This window comes from Streptomyces sp. NPDC048473, assembly GCF_043200155.1.
Lineage (GTDB): Bacteria > Actinomycetota > Actinomycetes > Streptomycetales > Streptomycetaceae > Streptomyces.
Map to the genome: position 1 here is coordinate 246719 of NZ_JBICXE010000003.1, position 11965 is coordinate 258683.

Consider the following 11965-nt stretch of genomic DNA (forward strand, 5'->3'; position numbering starts at 1 on the left):
ACCCTGTTCACACACTGGACCGGCGCACTCGCTGCCCCGATTACGCCACGGTGGCCATGGCGGCACCCGCGGCCGGCATGTCGCGGTACAGGGCTGCTCGCTCGATCGCGGTCCAGGTGGTGCTCGTGACGATGTAGAGCGCGGCGGCGAGCGGCACGTACGCCACCGAGATGAGCGTGAAGAAGGACATCAGCGGCATCAGCTTCGTCATCGCGCCCATGCCCGGCATCGGCTGTCCGTCGGGCCCGGTGGTCGGCGTGGCGGGGGCGGCGGCAAGCTGACGCTTCGTACGCCGGAAGTTGAACGTGGCCACCACGGCGACGATCGCGAACAGGCCGAGGTAGACCACGCCCTGCGCCCCGAACAGCCCGCCGTGTGCGAGCGCGTCGTGCCAGCGCTCGCCGAGCGGGGCGCCGAAGAGCTGGTGGCCGAGCAGCGCGTTGGGGTCGCCGCCGATCTTCTGGCTGGAGAAGAGGTGGTAGAGGAGGAAGAAGGCGGGCATCTGCAGCAGGCTGGGCAGGCAGCCGGAGAGCGGCGAGACCTTCTCCTCCTTGTGCAGTTCCATGAGCGCCTTCTGCATGCGGTCGGGGTTCTTGCCGTGCTTCTTGCGCAGTTCGGCGATCTGCGGCTGGAGCCTGGTGCGGGCTTTCTGCCCGCGCGCCGCGGCCCGCGACAGGGGGTGCACGGCGAGCCGCACGAGTGCCGTGAACAGCACGATCGCGGCGGCGGTGGACGCGGTCTGGAAGAGCGGGTGCAGCACATCGGCCAGCGCGCCGACCAGTGCGGCGAATGCGGACATGAAGACGGACATGGGTGAGCCCTCCGGGGGTCTCGTCGTGCCGGGAAGAAGAACGAACTCGGCATGACGAACCGCGAGGGGTGCAGGGATGCAGGGTGCAGGGGCACAGGGAGTGCCTACTGCTGCGTGACTGCGTGAGCCCCTACGCGGCCGTCGGGAGGGCGCGGCCGGGGGCTCGGGGGCGTCGGCGCCCCTTGGCGTCCGGGTCTCGCTGCGGCAGGAACGCGGTGCGTTTCTCCCGGTCGCGCATGGCCGTACGGACCCGGGTGCGGGGCACGGGGACGGCGCAGCGGGCACTGATGACCGAGGCGGCGACGAGCGCGGAGCCGGCGGCCGCGGTGGCGGCGAGCGCGACGGCGGCGGAGAGGCTGCCGCCTTCGGCGAGGAGGACTTCGGTGATGAGGAAGAGCAGCAGCCCGGCAGGGCGGAGCAGCCGGGCGAGGCCACCGCGCAGACGGTTCACGTCACCGCTCATCGGCTCCTCCCTTCTTCCCCTTCGCGGCCGGTCGGCCTGTCGGCCGGGCTCACTCATGCGCGACGTTCGCGCATGCGTGCGTGCGTTCGGCTCTTCAGCCGTTATACACGATGAGTCCGACATACCCGTCCGCGCTCAGGGGCGATCGGTCTCCAGCGGCCGCAGCAGTCGGTGCGGCGCCAGCAGGGCGCGGCTGACCGGATCGGCGGGGTCCGGGTCGAGTCCGTCGCCCGGCCGCATCTCGACATCCGCGGGCGGAACGGGCCGTGCGCAGGCCGGGCATTCGCCGTACGTGCCCAGTTCCGTACCGCAGGAGGCGTGGACGAAGACGCGCGTCGGCCGGGTGCCGGGAATGTGGTCGCGCCCCCACACCCCGAGGGTGCGGACGACCGGCCAGAGGCCCTGGCCGCTGTCGGTGAGGACGTACTCGTCGCGCGGCGGCGAATCCTGGTAGCGGCGCTTCTCCAGGACGCCCGCCTCGATGAGCGACTGGAGCCGGGTGGCCGGCACGGTGGCCTCCTGGCGCTGGTGGCGACGGTCAGTGTCCTGTTCCTGCGGGAGCGCCGCTGAGCTCCGGCTCGTCCTCCCTCTCCCTCTCCTCCGGAGACCCGATCTCGTCCCGCGCGAGCACCTCGCTGTCCGGTCGGTCGTCGCGCTCGCGCGGGCCCGCGTACGTCACGGCGAGCGCGACGACGAGGTTGGCGCCGAGCGCCACGATGCCCGCGTTCACCCCCCACACCGGATCGTTCTCCGTGAACACGAACCCGCACACCACGCCCACGCCGACGACCAGCCCGCTCATCGCCCCGAGCAGGGTCAGCCGCCGCCACATCAGCCCCAGCAGCACCATGGGGAGCAGCTGCGCCATCCCCTCGTACGAGATGAGGGAGAGCCGTACGAGGGTGTTCGGCGCGGTGTACGTGAGCACGAGCGCGATCACACCCGCGACCACCACGACGGTCTGCGCGGCGCCCTTCTGCCGCCGCTCCCACCGCGGCACGAGCGACAGCACACTGCGCCCCCACATCGTTCCGATGACCAGCATGAAGACGGCCATCGGCACGATCGACGACAGCGCGGCGGCCACACCGATGATGCCGACCGCCCAGGCAGGCAGCGAGTCCACGACGAGCTTGAAGAGCGCCAGGTTGGACTCGGCGCCGACGAGCCCCGGCACGACGAAGAGGGCCGCCATGCCGAGCAGCATCGGCACGAAGAGCAGCACGTTGTAGGCGGGCAGCCACATCGCGTTGCGGCGCAGTACGTCGGCGTTCTTCGCGCCGAGATAGCCGGCGACGGTCGTCGGGAAGATCACCACGGTGAGGGAGTTGAGGAACGAGGTGGTGATGAACCATGCCTGTCCGAGCCCGCTGTCCCCGTGCCCGGGGAAGGTCAGCCACTGGCTCTTCTCGGTGACGATCCGGTCGAGGAAGGGCCCGTATCCGTCGAAGTAGTGGACCGGTACGTAGATGGCGAGGAAGCCGAGCGTGGCGATCACGAGGATGTCCTTGAGGACGGACACCCACGCGCTGCCGCGCAGCCCGCTCACCACGACGAAGCCGGTCGTGACGGCGAAGGCTATGAAGTAGGCCCAGTTCAGGCTGATGGCACCGTAGGAGATGGTCGATACGACCACGCCCATGCCGGTGATCTGGAGCTGGATGTACGGCAGCAGGAAGACGGTCGCGAGGACGGCGACCAGCGCACCGAGCCAGGGCCGTCCGAAGCGGTGCGCCACCATGTCGGTGATCCCGACGAGCCCGTGCTTGCGCGCGTACGCCCAGAGCATCGGCCCGACGACGTAGCCGAGGGCGTAACCGCAGGACATGTACGCCACCACGTAGAGCACGGGCGCCCCGTAGTTGTAGCCCCATCCCGCGGCGCCCAGGTAGCTGAAGCTGGTGTAGCCCTCGCCGGCCATCAGCACCCAGATGAACACGGTCCCGAGACTGCGCCCGCCCACGGACCACTCCGCGAGCCCGCCGCCCTCGCCGCTCCCTCTGCGCCGCCCGCGCATCGCGAGCAGCCCGAGGGCGACGGTGAAGACCATGAAGACCCCGAAGACGGAGGTCGCGACCGTGGCGTTCACCGGCGGTCCCCCCGCCGGGTCAGCCATACGGCGAAGGGTGTCAGCAAAGTCGCCCCGAGCAGCCATACGAAGAGGAACGGCAGTCCGAGAACCACGGGACGGACCCGGTTCACGAACGGCAGCACCCCCAGGTACAGCACGTAGGGGACCAGCAACCACAACAACTGCGGACGTCGTCTGAGCACGTCAGGGAACCTTAGTGCGGCACCGGTGCGGCACCGCTACCGCGCCCGGACACCCGTCAGCTTCCCCCATACGACAAGCCGGTAACGGGAGGTGAATTCGGGCGTGCACGTAGTGAGCGTCACATAGGAACCGGCCGCGCTGTACCCGGCGTACGGCTTCACATTGCTGCGCGGGACGGCCGCGATGACACCGCTGTCACGGGCGCTGGTCTGCCCGAGCGTCCGGTCGACGGTGTACGTGTAGACGGCGTCCCGGGTCTCGACACTGATCCGGTCACCGCGCCGCAACCGGTTGATGTACCGGAAGGGCTCGCCGTGCGTGTTGCGATGCCCGGCGAGCGCGAAGTTCCCCGCCTGCCCGGGCTGCGCGGTGCGCGGGTAGTGCCCGACGTACCCCTTGTCGAGGACGCCGCGCTTGCTGATGCCCTGGGCGACGGGGGCGGTGAGCCCGAGCCGCGGGATACGGATGACGGCGTACGCCTGGTCCCAGCGGGGCGCCGGGGGTGCGGTGCGGCCCCCGGACGAACGCCCGCCGGAAGCGCCGGGACCGGACCGACGGCCGCTCCCCGTACGGTCTTCTCCTCCCCCTCCCCCTCCCCCGGCCACGACGTCACTGCCGCCGCCCCCGTCCGCTTCCCCCCACTCCCTCTGAAGGGCCTGCACCTTGTGCCCGGCGTCGGCGCGGGCCTGCCGGTTGGTCCACCACAGCTGATGAACGACGAGCAACAACAGGACGACGCCGAAGGTCACCACCACCTCGGCGCCCGTCCAGAGCCCGCGCGCGGCGACCCTGCGCCCTCGCGAGTTCCGCTGCACCACTACCGGTATCCGCTCCCGCACGGCCCGCACGATAGGGCCATGTCCCGTAACTCTCCAGGGCTGGAACAACCCTCCGCCCAGGTGCCGTACAGCAGTACGGTGTGGTTCATGCGCCCCGACACGCCTGCTGACCACATCACCGAAGCCGAGCGCCTGCTGCGCACCGCGGCGCAGTACCCCGAGGACCGCGAGCCGCTGCTTCTGCAGGCCGCGGCCCATCTGGAACTCGCCGGCGACCGCGCACGCGCCACCACCCTCTACGACGAACTGCTCGGCTCCCCCGGCCTCGACCACCCGCACCTGGTCAAGGCCCTGAACGCGGCCAACCTGTGGGAGTACGGCCACGAGGCCGAGGCCCGCGCGATCATCGACGGCATCCGTACCGCGGGCCCGCTCGACCCGGCACCCTGGGAGATCGCGGCCGAGACCCTCGAATCGCACGACGAGCTGGAAGCGGCCCACGACTACTTCACGACCGCGCTGACGCTCCTCCTGACGCCGGGCGAGGAGGTCCCTTACGCCACGCAGTCGCTGCTGATCGGCCGCCACCGTGTGCGCAGGCTGATGGGCGGCGAGCACGACGTCTGGGACGAGCTGGCCGACACCGTCCACGCGGCCGCCGTCCCGCTGGACGAGCTGCACGACCCGAAGCGCCTGTGGGCGCTGGGCTCCTCGGACCCGGGCGAGCTCCGGGCCGAGATCACCCGCCTCCGCGCCGAACTGGGCACGTACCGCACCGCGCTGTCCCGCCCGTTCCCGGTGGCGGTGCTGCACTGGCCGGCCACCGAACTCGACGAACTCCTCAACGCGTACCCGAACCTGCGCAGCGAGTACCCCTCCCGCGCCGACCACCTGGCCCGCCTGGAGGCCGCACTCCGGGACCTCCACCAGGCCGGCACCCCGAACCTCGGCATCGTGACGGGCACGGTCCCGTCGTACGAGGCCTTCGCCGCCTCGGAAGCCACGTCCCCGGCCGACCCGGACCTCCTCCCCCAGTACGCCACCATCCTCGCCGCCCGCGGCCGAGCGGTCCCCTGGCCCCCGGCCCGCAGCGCACCCTGCTGGTGCGGCTCGGGCCGGGCGTACCGGGAGTGCCACGGGACGGAGTGACGGCCCCGGCCGATCGGGGGCCCGGCCACGGCAGGGCCCCCGGTCGCAGGCCCACGTCCCTTCCCGCCAAGGCAGGACCCCCCGGCCTCAGTCCCCGTACGCTTCCCCCGTGCCCGAACTCCAGCGTCTCCGCGCCGATCACGCCCCGGCCCTGCTCGCGTTCGAGCGGGAGAACCGCGCCTTCTTCGCCGCATCGGTACCGGATCGCGGCGACGACTACTTCGCCCACTTCGAAGCCCGGCACGCCGCGCTGCTCGCCGAACAGGCCGCGGGAGTCTGCCACTTCCACGTCCTGGTGGACACGGATTCCAACGGTGAGGGCGAGATCATGGGCCGGTTCAACCTGGTCGATGTCGCGGACGGCTCCGCCGAACTGGGCTTCCGTATAGCCGAAAAGGCCACCCACTGCGGCCTGGCCACGGCCACAGTCCTCCAACTCTGCACCCTGGCCGCTACCGAGTACGGCCTGACCACACTGCGCGCGGCAGCCACCCTCGACAACACGGCCTCACGCGCGGTCCTGACCCGCACGGGGTTCGTCCCGACCGGTGAGGAACTCCTGCTGAATGACCACCCGGGGCTCGGTTACGTACGGAGCACGACGGGCGAGGTCCGAGGGAGCGCCGAGCTCTGAGGAACGCGGGAGCGAGCGCGGGATGTGTCGGTGTCGCGCGGCGGACGAAACCTGTTCTGGCGGAACCCGGCTGTGGTCAGATTCCGGATCCCTCGGCCGGACGGACCGCGACCGCGTCGATCTCGAAGAGCATCCCGGGCAGCGCGAGCGAAGCGACCCCGCTGAGCGTCTGGGCGGGCAGACGGTCGGCCCAGGCGCCGTGCAGCGCCTTGCCGAGGATCTCCAGCTTCTCCAGGTCATGGTCGACGATGTAGGTGCCGAGCCGTACGACATGTTCGAAGCCGAGACCGACACCGGCGAGCGCGATGCGCAGGTTGCCGAAGGACCGCTCGACCTGTGCGGCAAAGTCGCCGGGCACGACCTGGCCGGTGTCGTCGGAGGCGTACTGCCCACCGATGAACACCAGCTCGCCGGGTGCGGAAGCGGCATGGCTGTAACCGAAGGGGGTGGGATCGTGCAGCCCGGCAGAGTTGGTGATGGTTCGGTTGTCGCTCATGTGTGGCGATTCCTTCAAGTGTGGTGTTTCCACCCGGTCCGGTGAAGCTCCCCCAGCGGAGTGGACACTCGGTCTCTACGCTGCGAGGGCGTTGTCGTGACTCTACTTGAGGCGCTTCGTGCGGGTTTTGGCAGCCGCGCGTGGAGTGCAGCCGTCGGCGGTCGCAGTGCACTTCGACGAAGCGGAAGACGTCGGCCCGGGCCTCTTCCCGGCTGAGCCGGAAGGGAGTCGAATCCTTCAGCTGATATCGCCCTCGCGCCGGCCTGGATCGCGCTGTCGAATCTGCTGATCATCCGCCCAAACCAGCCGGGATGGGCTGGCCACGGCCACCGTCCGCCAGATCTGCACCCTGGCCGCTACCGAGTACGACCTGACCACGCTGCGCGCAGCAGCCGCCCTCGACAACACGGCCTCACGCACGATCCTGACCCGCACAGAGTTCGTCCCCACCGGAGAAGAACTCCCGCTGGGCGACCGCCCGGCGCTCGGTTACGTACGGAGCACGACGGGCGAGGGCTGAGGGGGGGCTGCCGACCCACGGTATCTGGCGACAAAACCTGCCCAGGCCTGGCGCTCGGCTGGGAAGCCCCAGCCGAGCGCCTGTCCAGTCGACTCGCAGTCCAATCAATCAAACTATGTGTGAACGACTCCCGGAATCCGCCCGATCGGTAGGGCCTTCCCGGCAGCCGCCACCAGCTACTTCAGCGAATCCTCGATGGCTTGGAAGATGTCCGAGTCCGTCTCCTTCTGCCAGTCAGGCAGGTCCGGCCAGTCGGCCACATATCCCGGCTTCGGCTCTTCGAAGTGCTTGAACATCTGCGCCGTCCAGGAGGTCGCGACGAAGCGCCCCTTCTGCTCGCGAGACAGCCGGGAGGCGTAGCCCGCGCTCAGGTCGAGGAGTTGCCGCACCTGCTCATACACAGCGCCCGCAGCCTGACGTTCCCATTCCGGAGTCTCCTCCCACGGCGTCACGTATCCGGCTTTCGGTTCACCGGGGAAGTGCTTCTTCACCCCAGAGATCCATGCCTCCCGGAACACCCGCGCACCTTCGGTCTCCGACACGCCAACCCCTCTCGTCACGTCGCAGTCAAGGCGCCGATCTCGGCCGCCAGCTCGCTCACACGGCTGTCTCGGTCGATGGAGCCGAGCTCGGACCGCAGGGATTGGAGTCTACGGGCGACGTATCCAGACCTGGACTCTTGTGCCAGACGCAGAGCTTCACGGGCATAGGTGATTACCTGATCCGGATCCTTACGCTTCGCCCCGATGGCTGCGAGATCCGTCAGGACAGAACCTCGGCGCCGGTAAGACTGCCCCTTGGCAAGTGCCGTGAGCTTGAGTGCGCTCCGCAGCGCTTCCTCGGCAAGATCGAGACGGCCGAGCTGTACGTAGCGGGCGCCTCGCTCCTCAGTCAGTCGAGAACCGTCGAAGCGAAGCCATCCCCCGTTGCGGTCAGCTCCTGGTAGCTCTGCAACCTTCTGGGCTTCGTCGAGGGCCCGTTCACAGGCGACAAGGTCATGCAAACCGGCGAACGCCTCGGCTTGGACGGAGGCGACCCAATGGCGCGTAGAAAGAGCGCTGTCTCCGCGAGTGGCTACTCGCTTCGCGGCCGAGAGGGTATCCGCAGCCTCCTTGTACCGCTGCTGATACAGGTCGACGTACGCGTGTCTCACAAGGGCGCAGGCCCATAGGTCGAACGATCCCGCTTCCTTGCTTGCTGACGCGGCCAGAGTGTACGAGGCGGCAGCCTCGGTGTAGCTGTTGCCGTCGAACGCTAGCTCCCCTGCGAGCTGGAACAGGTCACCGGCAGCGCTGCACAGACCTCTGAGCCCAACTCCAGAGGTACTTCTCAATTCCCCGTTCAGCACCGCGAGCTGCTCGTGAACAAGCGGGGAGACGGCGCCCTTGGATCGTGCAAGTTGATACACCTGCCACAGGTGCTCATTCATCCGCTCGAAAGCGCCAATGGAACCGTTCTCGGCCTCTTCGGCCAGGGCTTCAGTCTCATCGAACGGCAGGGAGGCAAGCGCGCCTGCCACAGCAACGAGGCGCAGAAACTCGCGTCGGATCATCTCGTTGGTATCCCCCGAGCCGTAGAGGTCGCTGGCAGGCGGCCTTCCTGCCCCCTGGGGGGTTGCCTGCGAGTGGATCAGCAGAGCGTCGAGTTCAGCAAGGTCAAGTTGAAGCAGTTCGCTGACCTTGAGTCGTGCATGTGCTTGTAGTTCAGATGCACCACGTTCCCAACGGCTGACCGTTGTGCGGTCGACACCGAGTGCATGGGCCAATGATTCCTGACTGTAGCCCATGAGTTTTCGCCGCTCGGCCAGCCCCATTACGGTTTCCTCCCTCGCTCCACCTCATCCCTGCCAGGTGATGCACCCCCGGTGCATGGGACGTGCATCAAGACTGCCGCACGGATGCCGTGGATTACTCCAAGTCGAAGCGGTTCTCTAGACATTGACAGCAAGACAACCGATCGAGATTGACAAGGGGTGCGGGCATGGAGACGAAGACCATCACGCCTCAAGGGGAATCGGACCAGACTCCACCCCTCCCTCCGGACGCCGATCGGGCGGAGCGCGAAGTCCAGCGCGCCTTCACTCTCCAACTGGGCACCGCGACCCGCACCGACATAGACGAGTGCACCACCCGTCTCCTCGGCCTCATTCCCGTCTTTGTCTCCGAAGTTCTCGACGGCGACCAGGGTACCGAGACACACGCATTCCACCTGGAGACCGACCAGTTGGTCAGCGCCCCACCTCGCCCTGATGCGCCGGTGTACGAGGCGTACTCCTACGTACGTGCCTTGGCCCGAGTGCTGCGGAAACTTGTCGCCATATGTCGAGAGCAGTGTTCCGGCACCGCCACGACCAAGCCCTCGGCCGAACCAACTGAGCAGGCATGAGCGAGCACTCCCGACAGATCGCCTACGTCGTGTGCCTTGCCGCCGTCAGCGGCTCACTCGTCTTGGCGTTGTGGCGCGAATGACGAACAGACGGCGCTTGTACGACTGGCGGAAACGGGCGGGCGCGCTCCTTCGCCTGTGCATCGAGGTCCGCGCTGTTCGCGCCGACGCTCTGGCTACTCAGAGGCAGTAGGCCCCAGACCCCGCCCCGAGTCCGCCTAAGGCTCCCCCGTGCCTTTGCCTCTCGGGGCGGAGAGCCCCCGCCCCGACTGGAGCCACCCCCGAAGAAGGACAGGCCGGTCGGGGCGGGGATCACAAGTCACCTCTGCAACTTGGCACGCACAGACTCCCGCCCGGCCGTCTCAACTTGGCAGTCGGCAGCCGGGCGGGTGCAAGTGCAAGACGGTGCGGAGACCGAATCTCCGCAGCATCAGCACCGGGAGGACTATCCCATGAACAGCAACCTCTACAGCCTGCCCGTCCCCGAGGCGGTCGCGTTCGACCGGTACTGCGGTGGCAACCTTGGCGGCTCCAACGAGACCTGCGTGGACTTCGCCGCCATTCCCGGCGCGGACTCCTCCTTCGCCATCCGCGACAGCAAGCCGGAGGGCACGGGAAGGGAGCTGCGCTTCACCGCGGCGGAGCTCGACACCTTCGCTACCGGATGGCTCAAGCGGCGGGGCCTGGCGGTCTAACCTGACCTCCTTCCCAGACCACACGGCACCGCAGATGCGGGCCGCCCAGGGATCCACCTGGGCGGCCCGTCACCTTCCCGAAGGGCACAAATGAGCTGGTCAGGACACTGGCACGGGTACGGTCCATGGACCGGCAGCAGAGACGCGTACGGTCAGGAAGTTCTGCGCCGTCCGCATGAAAACGCGACGAAGCACGCCGAGTTCCTAGCCTCGGCGCTGCCGCCTCTGATGACCGGCCACTGGCTACTGCGCCACCGCCAGACGGCGGCAGATCGCACCTGGACACGCGTCACCGACGCCGTGACATGGCTTCAGACGATGTACGAGTCGAACCCGCCCTTCGAGCGCGAAGACGGCATGCAGGCATACGTCTGCCTCGAACAGAAGGTCACCTACGCGATGGACGCCCTTCCGCGCGGGGTCGACGTCTGCTGGGTCCACTACACGAAGTCTTCGAGTTTGGTGTCCTGTTCGGTCGTCTGCTGCGCAAACCACCACCACCCCAACATCCTCTGCCCGCTGCCGCCCACCTGATCACCAGTGCCAAAGAGAGGACGACAATGTCGCTCAGTCTCTTACTCCCCGATGAGGGTGTGGCCACCCTCATGACCTCATGGCCGGACGAACCGTGTGTGTACGAACGCGGCACGACCGAGCTGGACCGCACGATCACACCTGAGCTCCTCGACCACTACATTGACACCGGCTGCGTACACGCCAGCGAAATCGCCCTCGTGAAGTCAGGCCCCTCATTACATCCCGACTGCCATCAAACCAAGGGGCGGACCGACCCGGCCAAGCTCCATAAGCACTACGCCGATGGCTACACCATCCGCCTCGGCAACCTCCAGCGTGTAATCCCGTTCCTGACGGACGCCTCCCACGCGATCCAGCACGAGACCGGCTACAGCAACTACCTGCACGCCTTCCTAACCCCGCCCGGCAGTCAGGGGCTGTTGCACCACTGGGACCAACAGATGGCCGTAATCGTGCAGATCTCGGGCGTTAAGCGATGGCAACTATGGCGCCCGGAGTACCCATCCCCGATGCGCGAATACCAGGAGTCCTTCCGCGTCTGGAACCCTGACTTCATCCCCAAGTGGGAAGCAGCCGGCCCCGATCTCGAAATCGACCTAAGACCAGGGCAGTCGCTGGTTCTGCCTCGGGGATGGGTACACAACCCTCACGCACTGGATTCCGATGAGCGCAGCATCCACCTCACGTTCGCCATCCGCGAGCGCACCGCGCTCTGGCTCACCGAGAAGCTCATCACCTCCGCGATCGAACAGCCGGAATTCCGCCGCGTCATCCTGCCCAGCAAGACGCGGGGGCCAGAACTGGCTCAGCAGCTGCGGCAAACCCGGACGGTCCTCGTGGAGTACCTCGAAGCACTCGACATAGACGAAATCGCCGACATCGTGTCCAAGGCCGCGGTTACCGAGCTGGAGTACACGACCTAGCTAACCCGCATTCCCACGTGGCCCAAACTCTGCCTAGATCTACGCCAACCGCCAGCGGCAGGCAGTTGGCCTCCTGGGCCTGGGCACTTCACCTGGCGCAAGAGCTCCTGTCCTGAACGGCTGGCTCCTGCCGCGCAATATCAAGCGTGGCCGACCGCTACGGTCATGGCATCGCCCAGTCGTCCGACGCGGAGTCCGTGACCGGGGAAGGTCGGATCGCTGCCCAGGTCTGCGATGGTCTCATCCAGGTCCGGAAGCGAGGACGCTTCGGGGGCGTCGGGAGCGACGCCTCAGCGGC

14 protein-coding genes and 1 pseudogene are annotated in these 11965 nt (G+C 67.9%); 6 read left to right on the top strand and 9 right to left on the bottom strand.

Going from position 1 to position 11965, the window contains the following annotated elements; genetic code table 11:
- Positions 1-40: 40 nt before the first annotated feature.
- From ACGFU7_RS07490 to ACGFU7_RS07515, 6 genes and pseudogenes are all read right to left on the bottom strand, one after another.
- Positions 41-811 (bottom strand): YidC/Oxa1 family membrane protein insertase, encoded by a 771-nt coding sequence (locus ACGFU7_RS07490; protein ID WP_393693267.1) that lies wholly within the window; start codon positions 809-811, stop codon positions 41-43.
- 130 nt (positions 812-941) lie between these two features.
- Positions 942-1274: a DUF6412 domain-containing protein gene (locus ACGFU7_RS07495; RefSeq protein ID WP_393693269.1), complete on the bottom strand. Its 333-nt coding sequence runs from the start codon at positions 1272-1274 to the stop codon at positions 942-944.
- Between the two features lie 135 nt (positions 1275-1409).
- Positions 1410-1784 (bottom strand): annotated as a pseudogene (locus tag ACGFU7_RS07500) (winged helix-turn-helix transcriptional regulator); the annotation flags it as partial.
- 28 nt (positions 1785-1812) lie between these two features.
- Positions 1813-3363 carry a sodium:solute symporter gene (locus tag ACGFU7_RS07505; RefSeq protein ID WP_393693566.1) on the bottom strand — a complete coding sequence of 517 codons (1551 nt, stop codon included), beginning with the start codon at positions 3361-3363 and terminating at the stop codon, positions 1813-1815.
- Positions 3360-3518 carry a DUF3311 domain-containing protein gene (locus ACGFU7_RS07510; protein WP_393693568.1) on the bottom strand — a complete coding sequence of 53 codons (159 nt, stop codon included), beginning with the start codon at positions 3516-3518 and terminating at the stop codon, positions 3360-3362. Before ACGFU7_RS07510 ends, ACGFU7_RS07505 begins: the two co-directional genes overlap by 4 nt.
- Before the next feature lie 66 nt (positions 3519-3584).
- The gene (locus tag ACGFU7_RS07515) at positions 3585-4397 is read right to left on the bottom strand and encodes a class E sortase (RefSeq protein ID WP_393693271.1); all 813 of its coding nucleotides are present in this window, start codon (positions 4395-4397) and stop codon (positions 3585-3587) included.
- Positions 4398-4475: 78 nt separating this feature from the next.
- Between ACGFU7_RS07515 and ACGFU7_RS07520 the strand changes: the two genes are divergently transcribed.
- Together ACGFU7_RS07520 and ACGFU7_RS07525 are read left to right on the top strand one after the other, a co-directional pair.
- The gene (locus ACGFU7_RS07520) at positions 4476-5477 is read left to right on the top strand and encodes an SEC-C metal-binding domain-containing protein (RefSeq protein ID WP_393693570.1); all 1002 of its coding nucleotides are present in this window, start codon (positions 4476-4478) and stop codon (positions 5475-5477) included.
- A 109-nt stretch (positions 5478-5586) separates the two neighbouring features.
- A complete protein-coding gene (locus ACGFU7_RS07525; protein WP_393693273.1) occupies positions 5587-6111 on the top strand; it encodes a GNAT family N-acetyltransferase in 525 nt (174 codons plus the stop codon).
- A gap of 76 nt (positions 6112-6187) precedes the next feature.
- Here the strand turns inward: ACGFU7_RS07525 and ACGFU7_RS07530 are convergent, their stop codons facing one another.
- The 3 genes from ACGFU7_RS07530 to ACGFU7_RS07540 all read right to left on the bottom strand — a co-directional run bounded on the left by ACGFU7_RS07530 (position 6188) and on the right by ACGFU7_RS07540 (position 8940).
- Positions 6188-6607 carry a RidA family protein gene (locus ACGFU7_RS07530; RefSeq protein WP_393693275.1) on the bottom strand — a complete coding sequence of 140 codons (420 nt, stop codon included), beginning with the start codon at positions 6605-6607 and terminating at the stop codon, positions 6188-6190.
- A gap of 696 nt (positions 6608-7303) precedes the next feature.
- On the bottom strand, positions 7304-7669 hold the full coding sequence (locus tag ACGFU7_RS07535) for a hypothetical protein (RefSeq protein WP_393693277.1): 366 nt from the start codon (positions 7667-7669) through the stop codon (positions 7304-7306).
- 14 nt (positions 7670-7683) lie between these two features.
- Entirely contained in the window at positions 7684-8940 is a 1257-nt protein-coding gene (locus ACGFU7_RS07540) for a helix-turn-helix transcriptional regulator (RefSeq protein ID WP_393693279.1), read from the bottom strand.
- Positions 8941-9107: 167 nt separating this feature from the next.
- Here ACGFU7_RS07540 and ACGFU7_RS07545 point away from each other — a divergent pair, with 167 nt between their 5' ends.
- The 4 genes from ACGFU7_RS07545 to ACGFU7_RS07560 all read left to right on the top strand — a co-directional run bounded on the left by ACGFU7_RS07545 (position 9108) and on the right by ACGFU7_RS07560 (position 11667).
- The gene (locus ACGFU7_RS07545) at positions 9108-9512 is read left to right on the top strand and encodes a hypothetical protein (RefSeq protein ID WP_393693280.1); all 405 of its coding nucleotides are present in this window, start codon (positions 9108-9110) and stop codon (positions 9510-9512) included.
- A 452-nt stretch (positions 9513-9964) separates the two neighbouring features.
- On the top strand, positions 9965-10207 hold the full coding sequence (locus ACGFU7_RS07550; RefSeq protein ID WP_393693282.1) for a DUF397 domain-containing protein: 243 nt from the start codon (positions 9965-9967) through the stop codon (positions 10205-10207).
- A gap of 300 nt (positions 10208-10507) precedes the next feature.
- Entirely contained in the window at positions 10508-10741 is a 234-nt protein-coding gene (locus ACGFU7_RS07555) for a hypothetical protein (protein ID WP_393693284.1), read from the top strand.
- Between the two features lie 98 nt (positions 10742-10839).
- Complete coding sequence (locus ACGFU7_RS07560) at positions 10840-11667, top strand: JmjC domain-containing protein (RefSeq protein WP_393693286.1); 828 nt, start codon at positions 10840-10842, stop codon at positions 11665-11667.
- Positions 11668-11965 lie beyond the last annotated feature (298 nt).